General features: G+C 64.1%; 22 protein-coding genes. 17 read left to right on the top strand and 5 right to left on the bottom strand.

From position 1 onward, the window contains the following. Positions 1–12: 12 nt before the first annotated feature. From ACO1P8_RS05460 to sctC, 16 genes are all read left to right on the top strand, one after another. A complete protein-coding gene (locus ACO1P8_RS05460) occupies positions 13–705 on the top strand; it encodes a hypothetical protein (protein ID WP_486294888.1) in 693 nt (230 codons plus the stop codon). Positions 706–885: 180 nt separating this feature from the next. Then, positions 886–2226, top strand: coding sequence for a type III secretion system translocon subunit SseC family protein (sctE, locus tag ACO1P8_RS05455; protein WP_486294887.1), 1341 nt, complete (start codon positions 886–888; stop codon positions 2224–2226). Positions 2227–2382: 156 nt separating this feature from the next. Beyond that, positions 2383–2745, top strand: a complete 363-nt coding sequence (locus tag ACO1P8_RS05450) for a tetratricopeptide repeat protein (RefSeq protein ID WP_486294886.1) — start codon at positions 2383–2385, stop codon at positions 2743–2745. A gap of 107 nt (positions 2746–2852) precedes the next feature. Then, positions 2853–3197, top strand: a complete 345-nt coding sequence (locus tag ACO1P8_RS05445; protein ID WP_486294885.1) for a hypothetical protein — start codon at positions 2853–2855, stop codon at positions 3195–3197. Positions 3198–3217: 20 nt separating this feature from the next. Continuing rightward, positions 3218–4111: a type III secretion system inner membrane ring lipoprotein SctJ gene (gene sctJ / locus ACO1P8_RS05440; protein WP_486294916.1), complete on the top strand. Its 894-nt coding sequence runs from the start codon at positions 3218–3220 to the stop codon at positions 4109–4111. Positions 4112–4114: 3 nt separating this feature from the next. Further along, positions 4115–4861 (top strand): SctK family type III secretion system sorting platform protein, encoded by a 747-nt coding sequence (locus ACO1P8_RS05435; protein ID WP_486294884.1) that lies wholly within the window; start codon positions 4115–4117, stop codon positions 4859–4861. After that, positions 4861–5541: an HrpE/YscL family type III secretion apparatus protein gene (locus ACO1P8_RS05430; protein ID WP_486294883.1), complete on the top strand. Its 681-nt coding sequence runs from the start codon at positions 4861–4863 to the stop codon at positions 5539–5541. The genes ACO1P8_RS05435 and ACO1P8_RS05430 overlap by 1 nt, the downstream gene beginning before the upstream one ends. Continuing rightward, the gene (gene sctN / locus ACO1P8_RS05425; RefSeq protein ID WP_486294882.1) at positions 5534–6853 is read left to right on the top strand and encodes a type III secretion system ATPase SctN; all 1320 of its coding nucleotides are present in this window, start codon (positions 5534–5536) and stop codon (positions 6851–6853) included. The genes ACO1P8_RS05430 and sctN overlap by 8 nt, the downstream gene beginning before the upstream one ends. Next, complete coding sequence (sctO, locus tag ACO1P8_RS05420) at positions 6850–7344, top strand: type III secretion system stalk subunit SctO (RefSeq protein ID WP_486294881.1); 495 nt, start codon at positions 6850–6852, stop codon at positions 7342–7344. The genes sctN and sctO overlap by 4 nt, the downstream gene beginning before the upstream one ends. A gap of 169 nt (positions 7345–7513) precedes the next feature. Continuing rightward, the gene (locus tag ACO1P8_RS05415; protein ID WP_486294880.1) at positions 7514–8125 is read left to right on the top strand and encodes a hypothetical protein; all 612 of its coding nucleotides are present in this window, start codon (positions 7514–7516) and stop codon (positions 8123–8125) included. A 59-nt stretch (positions 8126–8184) separates the two neighbouring features. Beyond that, positions 8185–9432 carry a type III secretion system cytoplasmic ring protein SctQ gene (gene sctQ / locus ACO1P8_RS05410; protein WP_486294915.1) on the top strand — a complete coding sequence of 416 codons (1248 nt, stop codon included), beginning with the start codon at positions 8185–8187 and terminating at the stop codon, positions 9430–9432. Beyond that, on the top strand, positions 9429–10097 hold the full coding sequence (gene sctR, locus ACO1P8_RS05405) for a type III secretion system export apparatus subunit SctR (RefSeq protein WP_486294914.1): 669 nt from the start codon (positions 9429–9431) through the stop codon (positions 10095–10097). The genes sctQ and sctR overlap by 4 nt, the downstream gene beginning before the upstream one ends. A gap of 10 nt (positions 10098–10107) precedes the next feature. Beyond that, entirely contained in the window at positions 10108–10374 is a 267-nt protein-coding gene (sctS, locus tag ACO1P8_RS05400; protein WP_094843447.1) for a type III secretion system export apparatus subunit SctS, read from the top strand. A gap of 15 nt (positions 10375–10389) precedes the next feature. Beyond that, positions 10390–11190: a type III secretion system export apparatus subunit SctT gene (gene sctT / locus ACO1P8_RS05395; RefSeq protein WP_486294879.1), complete on the top strand. Its 801-nt coding sequence runs from the start codon at positions 10390–10392 to the stop codon at positions 11188–11190. Continuing rightward, positions 11187–12257 (top strand): type III secretion system export apparatus subunit SctU, encoded by a 1071-nt coding sequence (gene sctU, locus ACO1P8_RS05390; RefSeq protein WP_486294878.1) that lies wholly within the window; start codon positions 11187–11189, stop codon positions 12255–12257. Before sctT ends, sctU begins: the two co-directional genes overlap by 4 nt. Before the next feature lie 74 nt (positions 12258–12331). Continuing rightward, positions 12332–14095, top strand: coding sequence for a type III secretion system outer membrane ring subunit SctC (sctC, locus tag ACO1P8_RS05385; protein ID WP_486294877.1), 1764 nt, complete (start codon positions 12332–12334; stop codon positions 14093–14095). A 58-nt stretch (positions 14096–14153) separates the two neighbouring features. Here the strand turns inward: sctC and ACO1P8_RS05380 are convergent, their stop codons facing one another. Continuing rightward, positions 14154–14786 (bottom strand): RNA polymerase sigma factor, encoded by a 633-nt coding sequence (locus ACO1P8_RS05380; RefSeq protein ID WP_486294876.1) that lies wholly within the window; start codon positions 14784–14786, stop codon positions 14154–14156. A gap of 408 nt (positions 14787–15194) precedes the next feature. Here ACO1P8_RS05380 and ACO1P8_RS05375 point away from each other — a divergent pair, with 408 nt between their 5' ends. Then, positions 15195–15521 (top strand): hypothetical protein, encoded by a 327-nt coding sequence (locus tag ACO1P8_RS05375; RefSeq protein ID WP_486294875.1) that lies wholly within the window; start codon positions 15195–15197, stop codon positions 15519–15521. An 11-nt stretch (positions 15522–15532) separates the two neighbouring features. On the opposite strand, the gene ACO1P8_RS05370 is transcribed toward ACO1P8_RS05375, so the two are convergent. The 4 genes from ACO1P8_RS05370 to ACO1P8_RS05355 form a co-directional block, all read right to left on the bottom strand. Further along, positions 15533–17677, bottom strand: coding sequence for a putative bifunctional diguanylate cyclase/phosphodiesterase (locus tag ACO1P8_RS05370; RefSeq protein WP_486294874.1), 2145 nt, complete (start codon positions 17675–17677; stop codon positions 15533–15535). A gap of 9 nt (positions 17678–17686) precedes the next feature. Beyond that, positions 17687–18343 carry a hypothetical protein gene (locus ACO1P8_RS05365; RefSeq protein WP_486294873.1) on the bottom strand — a complete coding sequence of 219 codons (657 nt, stop codon included), beginning with the start codon at positions 18341–18343 and terminating at the stop codon, positions 17687–17689. Further along, positions 18343–18717, bottom strand: a complete 375-nt coding sequence (locus ACO1P8_RS05360; protein WP_486294872.1) for a response regulator — start codon at positions 18715–18717, stop codon at positions 18343–18345. Before ACO1P8_RS05360 ends, ACO1P8_RS05365 begins: the two co-directional genes overlap by 1 nt. Before the next feature lie 148 nt (positions 18718–18865). Then, positions 18866–20815, bottom strand: a complete 1950-nt coding sequence (locus ACO1P8_RS05355) for an LTA synthase family protein (protein WP_486294871.1) — start codon at positions 20813–20815, stop codon at positions 18866–18868. Positions 20816–20892: the final 77 nt, after the last annotated feature.

The raw sequence follows: 20892 nt of genomic DNA, 5'->3' as shown, positions 1-20892 counted from the left end.
GGAGTGTTCGTTATGTCCAATATATCCGCATCGACGATGTCCGGTATGGCAATGCAAACCTCGTATCAGGGTGGCGCCGATCTGCCTCCGCCCGTCACGTCGGCATCCGCCGTGTTGCGCGCGATGGCCGAGGCTGAACAGCTCTTGGGAGAGGCGGCCGTGAAGGAAAACGCTCGCGACATGAAAGATTCCATGATGCGGCGCGAAGCTTCTCTGCAAAAGAAGCAGGCTTCGGTATACGAAAGCTGCGATAAGGAAAAGGACGCGGCCTGGTGGCGCTGCGCCGGCAGGGCGGCATCCGGTGTGCTGTCCATGTTGGCCGGGGGCATCACGCTGGGCAGCGTCGCGGGTAGCGCAAACCAAATGAGCAAGGCCAGCGCTGAAGGCAGCATGACCAATATGTCGGCGTATACACCCCGCGGCCAGAAGCTGGATTCGTGGAACAGGGTAGGACAGTCCGGCCAGTACGTGCAACAGGGGCTGGGTAGCCTCTCGTCCGCAATCGGCGATAAGAATGGCACGGAGTACGACGTCCAGAAGAAGTACCAGGATCTCGAAGGGCAACTGCGCGATAGCGATGCCCAGCTTTCCCTGGACATCCTGCGCCGGCGCAACGGCGATGTATCGGACGCGGCCAAGCGCGTGGAAAAAGTGAACGATATGCGCCTGGAGTACCTGCGCGCAGCCGTCCGCACTTTGGCGTAAAGAAGTTATCAGTTTTATTCGAGGGTCGCTATGGATACAAGTTTTCAGAACGCCGCCGGGCTCTTCTGGCCTACGGGCACACCGGCGGAGGCAGGCCGCGATTCAAGCGCCCTGCAGCCCCGCAACGCTGTCGATCTGTTCGTCGACACACTGAGCCAAATCGTCGCGAAACCCTTTGATATGGAAAGCAAGTCGTCCGACGAACAACGGGCGGACACGCTGTTCGATGCGAACGGTGCGCCGCAGCTGGCGTCCCCGGACGAACCGTCGACGCCGCCGGTGGCCGTTCCGTCGCCCCTGAACCTGGGCTATTTGGTTGGCGAGGCGCAGAAGCTGACCAAAGAGGCCAATGCCGCTCAGGTCAACGGCGAGTCGAATCGCATCAATGAGCAGATGCAGGCCTACGCCGACAAAATCATGGATGCGAAGCTGAACAGCATCCAGGAATCCGAAAAAAAGTCGAATGAACTCAACGAGAAGGCAGGGACCTGGTACAACCGGCTGACCAGCTGGGTGTCGGAAAACCTCGGTCCTTACATGCCCTACATCGGGGTCGCGGTCGCCGCGGTGGCGATGATTGCCACCGGCGGCGCCGCATGGCCCATGCTGGCAATGGCCGGGCTGGGCCTGGCTAATCATGTGCTGCAAAAGTGCGACGTCCACGTCATCGAATCCGTGTCCAAAGCCATCAAGACCGTGGGATCGCTCGTCTCTGAAAAGGGTGCCGACGGCCTGGCCAATGTGGTAGGTTCCATCCTGGGTGTGATCCTTTCGGATCCCACGCCCATCTCCAGGCTTTTCGGCACCATCGCGAAGGCCGTCGGCGCAAGCAAGGCGACAATCGAAAAGGCCGAGCAATGGGGGCAGATCTTCGGAATGATCGTGATCGTGGGTGCCAATATCGCCATGACATGGGGTAGCGGGGCGGCAAACGCGGTGACCAAGGCCGCATCGGGTGCCGGCAACGCGGCGGGATCCGCGGCGTCGAACGCCGCCAAGTTCGTTTCCGACGCATTGAAGAGTTTCCTGCATGCTATCGAGCCCTATGTGTCGAAGCTGCTCCAGGTCCTGCGCGATTCATCGGGACGGTTCAACGAGTTGGCGGCCTTGTTCAAGGACGTCATGCAAACCGCCAAAACCGCGACCACCGCGTCGTTGAGGGGCGCCGCAACGACCTTCAAGGATACGGCCGTCGCATGGCAGCCCAGGCTGGAAGTCGGCGCGAAGGTCGGACAGTCGGCGCTGAACGCAACCAATGGGCTGATGGGTGTGGGCAACGGCTGGCAAGAGTTCGAACTTTCCAACGCGCAATACGCGGTCGACATGACGGCGGCAGACCGGCGCAAGCTGGAGCAGCTATTGGCGATAAGCCGCGACAACGTGCAGGACGCGGACGATGGCACGAGGCGCGCCATGGACCGTGTCGGACAGAACCTGAAATCGGACGCGGACATGATAAAGAACTACACGCACGATCTCGTCGATAGGGCGGCCATCCAGGGCGAGCAAATGACGGCCTAGCTTTCGGCTTAGCCCGTTTTCGACTTTCTCTTCCACGCAGCAGGCAGGCAGATGGTATTGCATACTGTTCGACGCGATTCCAGTGACGTGTCGTCTTCGTCCCACTCCCGATCTTCGGCGGCGGAGAAGGGCGTCGGCGTGCCGCGAGACATGCTCGTGGACGGGAAAGTCGCCCAGAAACTCGCCGAAATCGCTTTTATCGGCGCGTTCCTGGGGCAGACGCAGGCCGCGGAGACCATCTTCCGCAGCCTGCGTATTTTGCGTCCGGACAACCCCTCCGTCGGATTGGGGCTGGCCATGGTGCACATGCTCGCCGGCCGTCCCGAGGCAGGCCTTGCCGTGGTGGACCGGACGCCGGGCCTGGATCCGGAGCACGGGCTGGCCGCGATTTGCACAAGCTTGATGTTGCGGGATGCCGGGCATCGGACCGCCGCGGAGAAAAAACTCTCGCGCGCCATCGCGAAAGGCGACCTCGCCCCGGACCTCGTGCCCACCTTATCCAGCGCGATGCGCGAATAAGCGCGAGCCGGATACTTTCCACACAGGAGTTCAAATTGAAAGTCGCATCACGGGATCAGGTTACGGACCCACTGGCCAGTGGACAGCCGTCCGTCCCGGCCAACCCTATGCAAGTCGAGTTGTTCCTGGCGGCGCTGAATGCGCCGTCGTCCGAATACGGCGATACGGCGGGCGCGCGCGCCTCGGATGATACGTCCGAAGCGGGTGGGGATTCTCCCTTGACGCATATCGTCCAGGGTATGCGCGGCGGCCTGGCGGGGATATCGAACGATTGGGAGCAGGCTCGATCAATGGCGTCGGACCTGGAACAGCGCCCCGTCCTGGACGGCAGCGTCATACGGGATGCCTTGAAGCTGGTGCGGACGACGAGCAGGGTGTCCGTCGCGATCGACGTTGTCAGCAAGGCTTTGGGAAAAGTGTCCCATACGGCCGATGTCATGTCGCGGGGCTGAGTTTGCAATCCTTGTCGCAAGTGTTCTGCCTGGTAAGGGTGGTCTGGTCCCGCGCCTGGACGATATTGGCTCAAGGACCGTGTGGGATCGCGCCGCGTCGGGGCCGCTGCCCGGGGCGTCTGGGGGGGTGGATCATCCTGGCCGGGATAGTGATGCTCGCGGGATGCTCCAGTCGGGTCGAACTGTTCTCGTCGAGCACGGACAGCGAGGCCAACGAGATTCTGGGCACGCTGCTGCAAGCCGCGATTCCGGCGGAAAAACAGATCAGGAAAAGCGGCGTCACGATATCAGTGGCGGAATCCGATGTCGCCCGGGCGTTGAACGTGCTGCGCCAGCAGGGCCTGCCACGCGCGCGGTTCGAAGGCATGGGAAAAATCTTCCACAAGGAAGGCATGATCTCATCGCCATTGGAAGAGCGGGCGCGCTATATCTATGCCTTGTCCCAGGAGCTCGAAAGTACGTTGTCGAAGATGGATGGCGTGCTGGTCGCCAGGGTCCACGTGGTACTACCCGACCAGGATGCGGCCCGGATCGCCAAGACACCCGCGAGCGCCGCCATATTCATCAAACACCAGGCTGGTTTCAACCTCGATGTGCTGAAACCCCAGATCAGGACCTTGGTCGCGCATGCTATCCCGGAACTCGGCGAAGACCGGGTTTCGGTCGTTCTGGTGGTGGCCCAGCGGCCCGCCGGTGCGGGTGCGCGCTCGACGAGCCAGCCGGCTGCGGGCACGATGCGCGATGGTGCGGGAGCAGCCTCCACTCCTTCGAGCTGGTGGATAGTGGGCGGCGCCGCGCTGGCCTGTGCGCTGATCGCGATCGGCATCTGGGCGTGGCATAGCCGGCGGGTCGGCGCGACGCTTGGCGATATGCCGGTCAGGGTCCCGAATCTGGACAGCTTGGAGCAGGGCTGATCCATGTCTGATTTGTCGCTGTGCGAACGGGCGATGGTTGTCTTCAACTTTCTGCCCAGTAGGACACTACATCCGTCGCGAGCCGGGGATACGGAGTTTGCGGCCTATGTTGCCGCGCTTGCTGCCCGTCCGGCGTCCGCGCCGGTGTGGCACCGTTACTGGTCCCGGCGGATACTCGAACGGGAAGCGTTGCTGGACAACCCTATCACTGATCTGACGACCGCCGGGTTGGCGGTTGCGGTGCTGGGTACCGATGCCTTGGCCGCATTGGCGCGGCAGATAGGCGTGGTGCTCTGCACCCCCCGCCTGCGCTACGCCATTTCGGGCGAAACGGTGCGTGCCTTGCGCGCACGCCTGGGTGACGATGCGCTGCGCTGGATCAGGGATGGCCGGACACTGCATCCCGGCTTGCCGGGCGAAATGTTCCGCGACGCGGATCAAGCCCTGCGTCATGTGACGCGTGCCGGTTATGCCGCGATGTATGCCGCCTTCCGGCCCGCACCTCCAGAGATTGGGCGCCGCCTGTTCCTGAAGCTTCCGCTTGTCTCGGCAGACGCGTTTGCTAGGGACGAACCGGATGTCGGCGATTCGGCCCCGGGCGATGCGAACCGCGGTAATCCGCACCACCGCGATGCTTCAGGTGCGGCGGTCGCCACGATGGATCCTGCCGTCGCCGCGGCGGTCGATAGCGATGCGGCGATGGCCCTGGTGACGGCCGTGCATGCAGGTTCGATGCTCGGGAGGCGGTGATGACGTTTCTTCTGGATGCACGCCCGGATGACGGCGATTCCGGTCGGGATGCCCGCGTTGCTCCGGTCGGCAAGGTCGTAAGGCGTGCGGAACACCTGGCTTTCGTGGATGCGCGGCAGCTCCTGTCCCAGGCCCGCGCGGATGCCGGGCGTATCGTGGAACAGGCGCGTGATGTCTACCGTGCCGAGCGGGAACGTGGTTATGCCGACGGCCAGCAGGCCGCGCAGCTTGAGCAGGCAGCCGCCATGTTGCGTATCCGCGAACGGACATCGGCTTATCTGAAGCAGGTCGAAGCCGATATCGTCGCTGTGGTGGTCGCATCGCTGCGCAGGATCGTGGCCGATTTCGACGATACCGACCGTGTGCTCGCCGTCGTCCGCGGCGGATTGGCATTACTGCGCCAGCAGAAGCAGATATTGTTGCGTGTCCATACGGACGATGCCGTGCTGGTGCGCCGGAATCTGGAATCGCTGCTGTCGCGGTTCCCCAGCGTGGAGTACGTGGATGTGGTGGCGGACGACCGGTACGAGCGCGCGGCTTGTCGCATCGAAACGCCGGTGGGAACGATCGAGACCAGCCTGGCGGGGCAGCTCGATGTCCTGCAGCATGCGCTCGAACAGATCGCCCCGTCGGCCGACGGCGAAGACCGCGATCGCCCACGAGAAGCCGGCAATGTTTGATCACATCGTGGAGGGAATGCGTGCGCGGGTGGCCGATGCCCGTGTGCTGGAGGTGGTCGGTCGGGTCACTCAGGTCACTGGCACGATCATCCGGGCGGCGGTGACGGGTGCGCGCGTCGGCCAGCTTTGCATCCTGAGGGATCCGGACGGCGGCGAGGCTATCAAGGCGGAAGTCATCGGCTTTTCCGACAACGCGGTTCTCTTGACGCCGATCGGCGATACACGCGGCATCTCGCCCCGCACGGAAGTCATTCCCACGGACAGCGCGTTGACCGTCCCGGTGGGGATGGAGTTGCTCGGGCGCGTGCTGGATGGCCTGGGCCGGCCCATGGACGAAGCGTCGCGGGGGCCGCTGAACACCGCGCAGACCTACCCGGTGCTGGGAGCGGCGCCGCACCCACTGACACGGCGGCCGATACAACGCCCGCTTCAACTTGGCATCCGGGTCATCGATGGCCTGTTGACCTGCGGAGAAGGGCAGCGCATGGGTATATTTGCCGCCGCCGGCGGCGGCAAATCGACCCTGATGGGAATGCTGGCGAACGGCGCGGATGTCGACGTGCGCGTGGTGGCCTTGATCGGCGAGCGCGGCCGGGAAGTGGGTGAGTTCCTGCAGCGGGAGCTGGGTGACAACTTGCGCAATAGCGTCGTCGTCTGCGCCACCAGCGACCGGTCGGCGATGGAGCGCGTCAAGGCGGCTTTCGTCGCCACCGCCATCGCGGAATACTTCCGGGACCAGGGTATGCGTGTGTTGTTCCTGATGGATTCGGTCACCCGCTTCGCCCGTGCGCAGCGTGAAATCGGCCTGGCGGCGGGAGAGCCGCCGACACGGCGTGGCTTTCCGCCGTCCGTTTTCGCCGTTCTGCCCAGGTTGCTGGAACGCGCCGGCATGAGCGAGCATGGGTCGATGACCGCTTTCTATACCGTTCTGGTGGAAGGCGACGACATGACCGAGCCGGTTGCCGACGAAGTCCGGTCCATCCTGGACGGGCATATCGTCCTCTCCCGCAAGCTCGGCGCCGAGAACCACTTTCCCGCCGTCGATGTGCTGGCCTCGGCCAGCCGGGTCATGGGCCGGGTAGTCCAGCGCGAACATGCGGCTGCGGCCGGCCGCCTCCGTGAGCTGATGGCCAAGCACGCCGAGATCGAACTGCTTCTTAACATCGGCGAATACCAGCCGGGCAACGACCCGGTGGCCGACGAGGCCGTGCGCAAGATCGGCGATATACGCCGGTTCCTGAAACAACACGCCGACGAGAAAGACAGTTTCGACGGTGCCGTGGGACGAATGATGGATCTGGTGCACGGATGACGGGGGGGCGCGGCAGCCTGCGGCAGAATCTTGTCGCGCTGAGGAACCTGCGCGAGGATCGCGCCGTGCGCGCTCTTGGACGCCTGCAGCGCGACTGCGCGGAGGCGCATGCCCACCTGCAGCGCGAACAGCGGCAGCTGGCTTCCTGGCGCTGCCAGGCCGGCGACGAGGAGGCTGCCCTGTATGCGGAGCTGATGGCGGCGCCGGTCGATCGGCGGGCGCTTGAACGGGCCTTCCGCAAGGTGGACGCGCTACGTCAGCGGACGCGCGCGCTGGAACGCGCGGCGGACACGGCGGCGGAAAAACGGGATCAGGCCCAGGCGGCCCTGGATCAGGGGCGTTCCGCGCGGGCCGCCGCGGCCAAGGCGACGAGAAAGTCCGTAGAGGCCCTGGAGATCTACCGCCGTCAATGCGCCGCCGCGGAAGAGAAAACCCTGGAGGACGCGTTGGACGAGACCGCGGTGATGCTGCATGGCAGACGCGTCATATGAAGGAAAACCCGCCGGCAAAGGCGTTCCGCGATCGCCGGAAGGATGGCGGCGGGCGTGCCGCGCGCCATGGGTCAATCAGGAGGCAGGCAAGATGAATGTGTCGACGCCCGGGCGCCCAGCCGTGCCCGGCGAAATGGCCGGTGGTCCGATCCCGCACCGTGGCAAGGGAATGAGCCGGCGGTTGCCCGGGACCGAGGGACTGCGCATGCTGTCGTTCGGGGCGGACGTGGATCCGAAGGACGCCGCATTGTTCAGAGCGCTCCTGGCGGATGCCGGCGAGCGCCCGCGCGCGGTGGCCTTCGATGCGGCCGAAGCGCGCGTGGCTGCCGAGCTCGGCGCGGGGCGCCCGGATCGCCAGGATGAAATCGCCCGCATCGCCGCCAGGCACGGGGGCATCGAAGAGCGGCAAACCGACGTCCAGGAAACAGCCCCGGCACCTACGCTGGATCTGGCTGCGTTGGGGAGCACCGTGGCCAAGGTTTACCTGGAGACGCTGCAGGACGGTGGACGCGCGATCAGCATGGCACTGGAGAACGACCTGCTGCCGGCCACACGGCTTTCCGTTCTCGAACAGGAGGGCCGGCTTGCGGTCGACTTCGTCAGCGTGCATCCGCTATCCCGGGAACGATTGCGCCGAGGTGCGCCGGCGTTGGCCGAGCGGGTATCCAGGGAGTTGTCGCGCGACGTCTCGGTCAAGGTGGCGGCGCATGACGGCGATCGCCTTGCATTGGAAGTCCGTGCCGATGCCGTTCCCGCAGCGCTACCCTCGGAGCCCGTATGACGATGCCGGAACCGCTAAGGCTGGCCCGGTGGACGCAGGCCCAGGCGCGGGCATTGACGATGATCGCCCGGCATGGCGGCGATCGCACGTTGACTCCGATCCCGGTTGTCGGGGCAGACGCATCTGCGCGGCCGTGGAATATCCGTATGCATGCGCGATGTCCGGCTAGCCGTTCATCAGACCATTCCTGCCCCGATCAAGGCGAAAATGCGGATGCCGAGGCATGTCGCAGTATCGATCTCGAGTGGAATGACGCGCGGATGCGTATTCGCGTGCCTTCGAGCATCTGCGACGACTGGCTGGCCGTCCGCATGCCCGACTTGCAGATCGACGCGTTGCCGCCGCGATTCGTGGATGCGGCGTGGGACGCCATGGTCCAGGACGCGATGGCGGGTCTGGACGTCACGGCCATGTGTCCGGGGATACGTGTGCTCGCCGACGGGGCCTCCCGCAGCCCGGCGGTGTACCCCTATGCCTGGACAGTATCGATATGGTCATCCGATGCGGCGCGCACCGTCGAAACGGAACTCGCGGTGGACGACGCCGGCTTGCGCCGTCTGGGCGATGTCCTCGCCCGCAATCCGGCACCGGATTGCGGCAGCGTTCCTGAATTTCTGGACGCGCTGTCTGTCCCCCTGCTGGCACTGGTGGGCGAAACCTTGCTCGATGCGGCGAATGTCGGCGCGTTGGAGGTGGGCGACGTTGTGCTGTTTGATCGGAGCCTAGCAGCCCCGGACGGCGAGGTATGGCTGGCCACCGCGGACGGCCAGGGCGTGCGCGTGCGCGCAAGCGAGCTGGGCGCGCCACGATATGTCGTCATTCAGGAATGGAGCTCTTTACTCATGAACGATTTTCACCCGACGGCAAGCGGCTATGCGCCGGAGGACGACTCCCTGCCGAGGGAAAGCGCATATCCGACAGACCAGGATGCGACGCCGGCGGCGGAGGGCTATCGCCCGCCTGGGCTGCCCGATGTGCCTGCAGAGGATGACTACCCGTCCCTGGCCCAGGATGGCGCAGCCGCGCCTGCCTGCGCGGTGGAGCCCGCAAGCCCAGGCGCGGGACCGGATGTGGATCGCATCCCGGTGCGCCTGGTTTTCGACCTGGGCGAACACAGCATGACGCTGGGCGAGCTGCGCCGCCTGAGGACAGGGGAGTTCTTTGATCTTCAGCGGCCGATCGATGCCGGGCCCGTGCATATCCGTGCGAACGGTACCTTTATCGGGACAGCGGAACTGGTGGATATCGATGGCAGGATAGGCGCGCGGGTGCTGACCTTGATCCCGGGCCGCGATACATGGGCCTGAGCAATATCGATCCGGTCGCGCTGATCGTCGTTATCTCGTGCGTGGCGGTATTGCCGCTGGCCATCATGCTGACGACGTCCTTCCTGAAGATTTCCGTCGTGCTGGCACTGTTGCGCAACGCGATCGGCGTCCAGCAGATTCCGCCCAACATGGCACTGAACGGACTCGCTTTGATCCTGTCGGTCTATGTCATGGCACCGGTCCTGGGCAAAGTCGTGGAGGAGGCCAGGAATACCTATCAGGCCGCGACGGCGCAGAGCGCGCCCGCGCAAAGCTTCGACACCCTGATGGCGGCGGTCCGGAATGGGGCCGCGCCGCTGCGCGCCTTCATGATGAAGCACAGCAGTCCGGCCCAACGGCGCTTCTTCATGGATACCGCGGCGTCATTGTGGGGGCAGGAGCAGGCCAGCGGCCTGCAAGAGGACAATCTGCTCGTGCTGGTACCCGCTTTCGTGATTTCGCAGCTGAACGCGGCGTTCCAGATCGGCTTCCTGCTTTACCTGCCGTTCATCATCATCGATCTGATCGTCTCCAACATCCTGTTGGCGATGGGCATGATGATGGTGTCTCCGGTCACGATTGCCATCCCCTTGAAGCTCTTCCTGTTCGTGATGCTGGACGGCTGGACCAAGCTGATCCAGGGCCTGGTGCTTTCGTATACCTAGAAATGCCAGCATGAACGTCGCCGAACTTATCTTCTACCTGAAGGAAGCGCTGTATCTGATCTTCTGGTTATCGCTGCCGCCCCTGGTCGTTGCGTCCGTGGTGGGGACCCTGTTTTCCTTGTTCCAGGCGCTGACGCAGATCCAGGAGCAAACGCTTTCCTTCGCGATCAAGCTGCTGGCGGTCTTCGTGACGCTGTTGCTGACCGCCGGGTGGATGGGCACGGAGATTTTCAATTATTCGCTGTCGATCTTCGAATCGTTCCGCGCCATCCGATAACGAGAGGGTAACCGCATGAAGGAGGTCGGCAGCTACGCCGCGGTATATGACCTGCTGCTGTCCATCACGCTGACGCAGCCCCGGATTTTGCTCCTTTGCATGATGCTCCCCGTCTTCAGCAGACAAATACTGCCAGGCCGGCTGCGGGGGGGGATCGCCATTGCGCTCGCGCTGGTGGTGATGCCGCAGGTCTCGGCGGGCGCGGCATTGGCCGACCTTACGCTATTCGAGGTGTTGCTGCTGGTGGTCAAGGAAGCATTCATCGGGATGGTGCTGGGATTCTTCCTGGCGATGCCTTTCTGGGTAGTCGAATCCGTGGGCACCGTCATCGACTACCAGCGCGGTGCCAGCATGGGCGCCTTGCTCAATCCGACCATGGGCGGCGAAACCACGCCGACCGCCATCCTGATGCAACTGGCGTATGGGGTCTTCTTTTTCGTGGGCGGCGGATGTCCGTTACTGTTGTCCATCCTGTACGACAGCTACCGTCTCTGGCATCCCTGGCAGTGGCTCCCTACGCTGCGGCACGAAGCCTTTTCCGTGCTGCTCGCGCAGATGGACCGCCTGATGCACCTGGTGGTCCTGCTGGCGGCACCTGTCATCATCATCATGCTGCTGGCCGAGCTGGGCCTGGGGCTGGCCAGCCGCTTCACCCCGCAGCTGCAGGTGTTCTTCCTGGCCATGCCCATCAAAACCGGCCTGGCGCTGTTCGTGCTCGTGTTGTACATCGGCATTCTTTTCGGGCATGTCGACCAGGAGGCCAGGCGCTCGATCGACCTGCTTCCGTTCCTGGCAAACCTCTGGCGGGCTTCGTGAGCGGCGAAAAAACAGAAAAGCCGACGCCGAAGAAGCTGCAGGATGCGCGCAAGAAAGGGGATGTCCCTTATAGCCGCGACTTCAGCCAGACCCTGTTGACGCTCGCCTTGCTGTCATATGTGGTGCTGAATGGTCAGAATATTCTTGCGTCCCTGCTGCGATTGCTCGCGGCACCTGGCACCCTGGTCACCATGGAATTCGGCGATGCGCTGAAGGCCGCGAGCAGCATCTGCCTGCGCGAAGGCATCGGGCTGATAGGGCCCTTTCTTCTTATCGTCCTGGGGTTCGGGCTGTTCGTGGAGTTCGGCCAGATCGGTGTCCTGTTCGCACCCGAAAAGGCCAAGCCATCGGGCAGCAAGCTGAATGTCGTCTCCAACGTCAAGAACATCTTCTCGATGAAGAACCTCGTCGAGGTGCTGAAGTCGACCGTCAAGATCGTCTGTTTCTCCCTGCTGACCTGGGTGCTGCTGCGCTCCGGCCTGGGCCCGTTGGTATACGCGGTGCATGGCGGCCTCGAGGGTGTCCTGACCGTCAATGGCGGCCTGTTCCGGATGATGCTGCTTTATACGGCGGTGTTCTGCTTGCTGATTGCCGGGCTCGATATGGGCTGGCAGCGGCGGCAACGCAACAAGCGCCTGATGATGACCAAGGACGAGGTCAAGCGGGAACAGAAGGATATGGAGGGGCAGCCGGAGATCAAGCAGCAGCGCAAGCGCCTGCATCAGGAAATGGGCAATAGCGCCCCGGCGGAGGCCGTGCGCAAGGCCTCGGCGCTGGTGGTCAACCCGACCCATATCGCGGTGGCCCTGCGCTATGTGCCCGACCAGACTCCGCTGCCTATCGTCGTGGCGAAAGGGCGCGACGGCGTGGCGCTGCAGATGATAGACATGGCGCGCCGTTGCGGCATCCCCGTGATGCGCGATGTGCCGCTGGCGCGCGCGCTGCTGGCCGACGCGCGCGAAAACGAATACATCCCGAGCGAGCTCGTCGTCCCGGTCGCGCACGTATTGCGTGCCGTACGCGATCTGGCGATGGAAGACAAGGCAGGTCCGCCGGGATTTCTGTAGAAGGCGCATATTTTGGTTGATCAATGACTTGGACAACGATGTTTCAGCGGTGGTATTCCTTCGGTCGGAAGGCGATGCCCAGGCTCGGCCTGGCCATCGCCGCGTGCGCTTGCGCGCCCAATGTCGAGGCCGCGCCTTCGTGGCCGTCGGCGCCTTATACCTATTTCGCATCCGACGAGTCGCTGGAGGATGTCCTGCGGCGCTTCGCCAGCGGCTTCAGCCTGACGCTGCAATCGGCGCCGGGTATCGGCGGCCTGGTCAATGGCAAGTTCACGGCCGGCAATCCGACCGAGTTCCTGGACAAGCTTGCTGGCGTTTATGGCTTCAACTGGTTCGTGTACGCGGGTACGCTGTTCGTCAGCCCGGCCAGCGCCATGGTCACCAAGACGATCAGCGTAGGCAACGGCGCCATTGCCGGTCTGCGCGACGCGCTGGACCGGCTTGGCGTGATCGACGACCGCTTCGGATGGGGAGAATTGCCGGACCAGGGACTGGCCCTGGTCTCGGGCCCACCCGCCTACGTCGCGCTGATCGAGCGCACCATCAATGCGCTACCCCCGACTGCGGGCAGACAGGAGGTGGCGGTGTTCCGGTTGAAGTACGCATCGGTCAATGACCGTGTCGTGCGGTATCGAGACCAGTCCGTCACCACGCCGGGCCTGGCGACGATCCTGCGCGAGCTCGTCGACGGCAGCGGCCCAGGGGCGGGCAATTCCGTTCTGTCGGCGATGGCGGCGCCCTTGCGGGAACAGCCGCCCCTGTACGAACCCCGGCCGGTGACCGCCGGCCCGGCATCGCCGGCAGGCAGGCCGCCGGTGGCGGGTCGCGGTACGGCGTTCGAGGGAGGCCGGCGCACCCGCGCAGCAACGATACAGGCGGACCCGCGCTTGAACGCCATCATCGTGCAGGACATTCCGGAGCGCATGGCTGTGTACCGCTCCCTGATCTCGCAGTTGGACGTACCCACCACGCTGATCGAGATCGAGGCGATGATCGTGGACGTGCGCGCCGAGGTGACCAACGAGCTGGGTGTGCGCTGGGGCAGCCGCGTGGGCAAGACCCAGTTCGGCTACGGTTATAGCGACCCGTCGCCCGCCAGGCCCGACGGCAAATTGTCGCCGGGCAGCCTGCCCATGGGAACGGTTGGCCTGAGCGTGGCCGATTCGCTGCTGGCCCGCTTGAATGCCCTGCAGAACAACAATGATGCGAACGTCCTGTCCAAGCCGTCCATCCTGACGGCGGACAACATGGGGGCCCTGATCGATCTGTCCAAGACCTTCTATATCAGGTTGACGGGCGAGCGCATCGCGGATGTCCGCGAGGTCACCGTCGGCACTTCATTGCGGGTGACGCCTCGCTTCATCGATGGCGGCGAAGGCCGCGCGATCGAGCTGTCGGTCGATATCGAGGACGGCAAGATCTCGCAGGAAGATTTCAAGGACGGGCTGCCCCTGGTGGGCAGGACGAGCATCAGCACGCTGGCGGTGGTGGGGGATGGACAGGCATTGCTGATCGGCGGCTACAACAGCAGCGGGAACGAAGACGAGATCAACAAGGTCCCCTTGCTGGGCGATATCCCGGGCCTGGGGGCGTTGTTCTCGCACAAGAGAAAGACCAGCAAGCGTTGGGAGCGCATGTTCGTCATACGGCCACGCCTGGTACAGATCAACGGCGCGCCGGTGATCCCGGAGCCCTTGCTCAAGTGGGGCGATGCCGTGGGGTGGTCCTGGGATGGCGGAGCGCGCTCCACGGTGTATGCCGATGGGGCGGACCGGACGCTGAGACTGCTGCAGGCGGGCCCAACGCGCGTGCTGCAGAAAGGGTCGGCTGCGGATTGAAAGCCCCAGGTATCGCGCCCTGGGCGTTCCCGGCAGCCGGTCGGGAACGTCGCCGGCTTCAGGCGTCCAGCCGAATGCCCTTGGTTTCCAGCTTGGAGCGCAGGGCCGCCCGCGCACGCGACAGCCGGCTGCGTATGGTGCCTACGGGTACGGTCAAGCGAGCGGCCGCTTCCTCGTAGGTGAGGTCGTTCAGTCCCATCATCAGCAGGATGCTGCGCATGTTCTCCGGCAGCTCGGCGATGGATTCTTCCAGCAGGCGCAGGGTCTGGTTCTGCTCCGCGGCGTCGTCCGGCGTCAGGTCCTGCGACGCATGGTCGCTGAGCGCGTCCTCGCCAACGAAGAAGTATCGGCATTCGGGCGCGCGCGACAGGTAGTTGCGGACGAGGTTCAGGGCGATGCCGTACAGCCAGGTGGACAACTGCGATTCGCCGCGAAAGCTGTGATAGGACTTGGCCGCCTCCAGGAAGGCCTGCTGGGTAAGGTCTTCCGCATCCGGGCAATTGCCGATGTGCTTGATGATGAAGCGATGCAGGCGCGTGGCGTGGTTCTGGACCAGTTCGCGGAAGACAGCCTCGTAGGCGCTGTGAGACGAGGCGATGGCTATATTGGCGTTCGTTGTAGTGGTCGACACGTCGTAAGAGATGGGCGGTGCCGCCTGGATGCCATGGTGATTGTCGTGGAGATATCGCATGGGGTAGCCAAAAGGTCACGGGCGGGCCAGTATGGCGCAATACCCTTCGCGCCCGGCCGAAGTGTGCAAGCAGAAATTCAGGTGTGTTCAACGGTCTTGCAAGGGTTCCTTTCGCCCGTGGGAAATAGGACGAAACCCTCTCTGAACAGCGTGTCAGAATCCGCGTTCGAATCCGTCCGATCCGGCGCATGCGCGCTATGGGGCGCGGTGCGATGCGTCGAAGATTCCCGTGTGATCGTCCCGCGGACGCAATGCGCCGGACTCAGATTTTTCGGATACCCTTCGCCAGCCTCGCTTCCTAGAATGGCCTCCGGCCTCGCAGGCGTGGCGATATCGCGGGATTGGTGTCCTCCCTCCGCCTTCCTCGTTTTCCACCCTCGCGAGCGCCCTCAAGCGAGGAGTCCGGACATGAGTATGGAGACGATGTATTGGGTTTCGCAGATCTACTCCTGGAACTACATCGACATCGCGGGCAAGACGCATGGGCGCATCGACTGGTTCGAGGACATGCGCGATGTCGGATACTGGTGGCAAACCGCTTACGAGACCGGTAACGCCTGCACTGTCGAACGGGCCAGGCGTGGCGTGGAAGAGGCGGTGATGCGGCGGCGGATGGCGCTGGAAGCGCGCTATCTGGGAGAGTTGGCCGATGGCGGCCCTGGCGCGGCGGACTGCCAGCCGGCCCCTTGCATGGAAAACGACCGGGCGGCGAGCGCCGTCGCCTGGACTACCTGATCAACTAGGCATCATGCATAGAATTCGGCGGGCATGGGCTTGCCGAGGTAATAACCCTGGCCGTAGCGGCAACCGCGCTGCAAGAGGGCTTCCTGATGCTCCGCGGCTTCTACGCCTTCGGCGACGATCTGTATGTTCAGGCTCGTTCCGAGCGCAATGATGGCGTCGACGATGGAACCCGCATCGGGGTTCTGGACGAAGGATTTGTCGATCTTCAGCGAATCCACAGGGAAGCGCTGCAATTGCGTGAGCGACGCGTAGCCGGTGCCGAAGTCGTCCAGGGCGATGCCGACACCGGACTGGTGCAGGATGCGCAGCGCATCCTCCACGGCGGCGGCGCCCGCCCCCAGGTAAACGCTTTCGGTGATCTCGAGGGTAAGCTGGTCCGGCCGCAGCCCGTACCGCGCGAGCATGTCCAGGATATGGCCGGCCAGGTCCAGCCGATAGAATTGCGCGGCAGCGACATTCACCGAAACCCGCTTGAAGTCGAACCCCTTGTTTATCCAGCGGCGCATCTGCTCGAAGGCATTGCGCAAGGCTTCGTCGCCCAATTGCGGCGCCAGCGCCTGGTCATCGAAGGCCGCGGAGAAATAACTGGGCGGCAGGATGCCTTTTTCGGGTAATGACCAGCGCATCAGCGCCTCGAACCCCGATAGCGTGTGGGTGCGCATATCGTAGATGGGCTGGTAATACAGCATGAACTCTTTGCGTTCGATGCCGCGCCGCACGTTGCGCAACAGCCGGACCCGCTCTTCCAGCCGGTCGCGCATCTCCGGCTCGAACATCACAGTGCGGTCGCCGCCGCCTTTTTTCGCATGGTAGAGCGCGATATCCGTATTGCGTACTATCTGGTCGGCGTCGCTTGCCTGGGCCGGCGACGCGCACAGGCCGATACTGGCCGAGGCCGACAGGATCTGGTCGGCGTAATGGACGGGCGCCCTCAGCTGCAGGCGCAGGTGATTCATCAGGTCTACCGGATCTTCCACCGTCGCGGTGCCCGTCGCGATGACGGTGAATTCGTTGCTGCCCACGCGGGCGACGAACGTCCCGACCGGAAAGTACGCGGTGATGCGGCGGCCTACTTCGATCAGCAGATGGTCGCCGGCGTGGTGGCCGATGGTGTCGTTAATGTCCTTGAATCCGTCGATGTCGATGGAGATCAGGACGACGGGTTCGGCCTGGGAAAACAGGCGGGCGAGCTCCAGCAGGAAGGCGCCGCGGTTGGGCAGGCCGGTCAGCTTGTCGGTGTAGGCCAATTCATGCAGGCGGCGCTGGGATTCGACCTCGTCGGTGATGTCCTCGACCAGGCCATGCACACGGACGACCTGTCCTTCCTGGGATTCAGGCTCCGCCAGGACGTGAATCCACCGCGAGGACCCGTCCAGGCGCTGGATGCGGCGCCGCGAATCGTAGCCGCGGCCTTCGCGCAGCAGGCGGGCGAAGTCTTCACGCGTGTCGATCAGCGCATCGCCGGGATAGAAGCGCCGCATCAGGGTTTCGATCGTCGGCTGGATGCTGGTATCCATACCGTAGATTTCCAGGGCCTGTTCGCTGAGGGTCAGGTTGCCCGTGATGACGTTGTATTCCCAGCCGCCGACCTTGGCCAGGCGGAAGGCCCGGGACAGCAATTGTTCCCGGCGCCGGGTGTCGGCCAGCGCCTTTTGCGCGCGCAGGGCCTCGCTGGTCATGGCGGCGAAGTCGCGCAGGCGCTGGATATCGTCGGCCGAAAACGCCCGGCTATCGGTATCGGCGATGCAGAGCGCGCCAACGCGCGTGCCGTCGGCCAGCGTCAGCGGCACCGCGGCGAAGAATCCGACCGGCCGCTGCGCGGCCGATACGCCGGGTTCGGGGGTGACACAGTCTTGCCAGGCAAGCTCGGTGGGCGTGGCGATGACGACGTCCGGCGAGTCCAGCGCCGGGTAGCTCCACCGCGCGAGCAACTGCGATGTGCGCCGGCAGGCGCCGCTGGACCACAGGCTTATCGGACTGGCGTCGCGCAGCCAAGTTACCGCAAACATCGACACGCCAAAAAAAATCCCGGTCAGCCGGCAGAGCTCCTGCACGCCTGGAAAATCTTCTCCATCGCGCAGGCCCAGTACGCTCACCGGGATGAGCGAAAGCTCCTGATCGGCATTGACGGAAGGCGAGGCGCTCATCGCGGTTTCTCAACTGCTTTCAGGTGGTGGCAGGTTCAGGAACCAGCCGTCGTCCTGCTTTTCAATTCGCCAGCCGTAAAAGGCCGCGATGGAATGCACTTCCTCCAGCGAGAGGGGAGGCGGGCTTTCGGGCTGCAGGGTACGCGTAGTCGCGTCCGCCGGCGCGGGCAACGCCCGCGCCGCCAAAGTAGTGGGCCCATTCTGCTCGATATGCAGGACACCGCGCTCGGGCAAGCCGTAGATGGCCAGGGTCATCCACGCCATCAGCACGTAGCGGCTGGTGCGATGCATGACCGGGGCGGCCTGGGCGAAGTCATCGATCTGCACTTTTTTGCCGGAAAGCAGCAACTGCGAAAACGCCAGGCGGCGGCATTCCTGGACGATGGCGCTAACGTCCATCGCCGGGCCGTCATCCTGGAACCAGTTGTTCAACAGCCGGATCGCGGCCACGCTGTCATCCAGCATGGTATCCAGGTCGGTGATGAAGGGCGGCGGATCGGCGGAGGCCAGCGTGCCCTTGGCGATGGCCTTCTCCAGCAGCACGATTGTGAGCTTGGCGTTGGACAGCGGCTTCAATGCATCATGGCGCAGTACGGGGAAGACGTGCGCCAGGATTCTTTGCTGGATGCCTTCTACCAGACGGAGGTCATGATTGGCGGCTGGCATTATGTCGACGTTTCTCCAGGGTTGCCCAGCATACGTTCAAGGACGGACAAGTCCAGCGGCTTTTCCAGCCAGGCATCGAAATTCGAGGCTTCCGCGCGGTCGTTGTTTCGCGGCAGGCCGCTGAGCGCGATGATGCGGATTTCCTGGCCGAACCGGGCGCGCAGGCGCGCGGCCAGTTCATAGCCGTCCAGATCGGGCAGCACGATATCGGTAACGACGATGTCGGGCCGGGCCGTGTCGCAGGCCTCGATGGCCGCGCGTCCGGTTGCCGCCGCCCGACACTTGTGGCCCAGCAGGTCGACGAATTCCGACAGCAGTTCCGACGCCATCTCGTTGTCGTCCACGATCAGGATCTGAAGGGGAGTGTCGGTCATTCTGGCAGGTTCTCTGATAGCACAGGCGATGGGGTTCTGTTCGGTAGTGTGACACGTTTAACAAAAACGCCCGCATCACGGGGGAGGTGATGATACAAAACGACTCCGACGTTTCGATTTGTTTCTAACGGGGCCGCGAGAATACCGGTCAGGCGCGTTCCAGCCCTGGACGCAGCGATGGCACGCCGCGGCTGGCCGCGCCGTGTAGCGGCGGCAGGGCGTAGCGTCCTTCGCGGTACGCCCAACTGGGCCATAGCGCGTGGGCCAGCGCCTCCCGCGCCAATGTTTCGTCGACCGGCACGGCCTCGTAGGTTTCGGGCGCTCCATACCTGTATTGCACCGGCGCTTTTTGCGGACCGAGCACAAGCAGCCGGTCTCCCTTCAGGTAGCCGTAGTTGTCGCCGTATTGCATGATGGCCCGCCCGGGGTCGCCGTCCGGCAACGGGCGGGTCAGATCCCGGCCCAGCATGGGATGCCGGCTCTCCAATCCCATCAAAGACAGCAGGGTGGGTCCGAGATCGATCTGGCTGATGATGCGATCGTCGCGGCGCGCGGCCACGCTGCCTCCGAGGATGACGGAGGGAATGTGGAAGTGGCGCACCGGCACCAGGCTGGCGCCCGAGACGCGCGAGTCGTGATCCGCCGCGATCAGGAACACCGTGTTTTCCCAATAGGGTGAATTCTTTGCCTGCTCGAAGAAGCGCCCCAGTGCCCAGTCGGCGTAGCGCACCGTGTTTTCCACCGTGGCGGGATTGCCGTCGGGCTGGATACGCCCGCTGGGGTATTCCCACGGCGTATGGTTGGACACAGTAAAAGCCAGGGTGAAGGTCGGCTGGTCCTGGTCCGCACTTAACAGGCGGTGCAACTGGTTGAACATGTCTTCGTCGGATGCGCCCCAGGTGCCGACGAATTGCGGGTCGACGAATTCGCCGCGATCCACGATATGGTCGAACCCGTTGCCCAGGAAGAAGCCCTTCATATTGTCGAAGTGGGCCTCGCCGCCATAGATGAAGCGCGAGTGGTAACCCTGTCGGCCCAGCAGGTCGGCCAGGGTGAAGAAGCCCCGCTGGGCATCGGGCAGCTTTACCACTGCCTGGGCCGGTGTCGGCGGAAAGCCGGTGACGACGGCCTCCAGGCCACGCACCGAGCGCGTGCCGGTCGCATAGGCCCGGGTGAAATTCCAGCCATCCGCCGCCAGGGCGTCCAGGCATGGCGTCAGGGGCTGCCCGCCCAGGTTGGCGACGTACTGCGCCCCCAGGCTTTCTTCCAGAATAATGACGAGATTCAGGGGGCGCGCGCGCGGATGGGACGGCGTTTGCGTATGCATGCTGGGGTAGGCGGGATCGGCCGGCGGCAGCGGCAAGCCCGCGGCTTCCAGTACCTTGGCATGCATTTCGTCATCCGGCATGTTGCCGTAGACGGCGGAGGCCGATTTCTCGTTCTTCATGCTGTAGACGGCGTACAGCACGCTGTACAGCGAGTTCAAGGGCAGCATGTTCAACATGCCGTCGCTGCAATAGGCCACCGTCGACGGATTGATGGGGCGGTGCTGCAGCGTGCCCCGGATGGCCAGTATGCCCACGGCCAGCGCGGCCACGCTGAGCAGCGGCATCTGCCACCATGCCAGCGGCGCATCGGGGCGCGGCGCGCCAAATAGCATATGGCCTATCCATGCCGCCAGGATCACGACCACCAGGCCGCCCACCAGCGGTCCCTTGAAGCCGCGCCACAGCATGCCGGAGACTTCGCGCGGGTGCTTGAGGTATTCGACGAACAGCCGGTTGGGCCGCGCATCGTATTCCAGGATGAAGGGCGGCGTCGCGACTTCCATGAAGACAAGCAATAGCCACGCCGCCTGGAACCACACCGATGCGATCGCCGTGGCGGTGGGGAAATGCCCCAGCCAGGGAGAGAACACCGCGGGCGCGACCGCCAGGATCGCGACTTCGTGGGCGTCGATGCGCCAGCCGCCCCGCAGGATCGGCCACAGCCCGCCGGCATTGCGTACCCGCGTGCGCTGCCAGGTCGCCAGGGCAAGACGGCTTACGGTCAACATAAGCAGCGCCGCGACGATGAAAATCAAACACAGTTGCCGCATGGGCTCTCCCGGCATTGCGGCGCCTGGCCGTCATGCCTTTGTCTATCGTGGATGGCCCCTACGCATGGGGCACGGGT

The sequence above is a fragment of the Bordetella sp. genome, from assembly GCF_057362025.1.
This window is presented reverse-complemented; position numbering and strand designations above follow the sequence as displayed.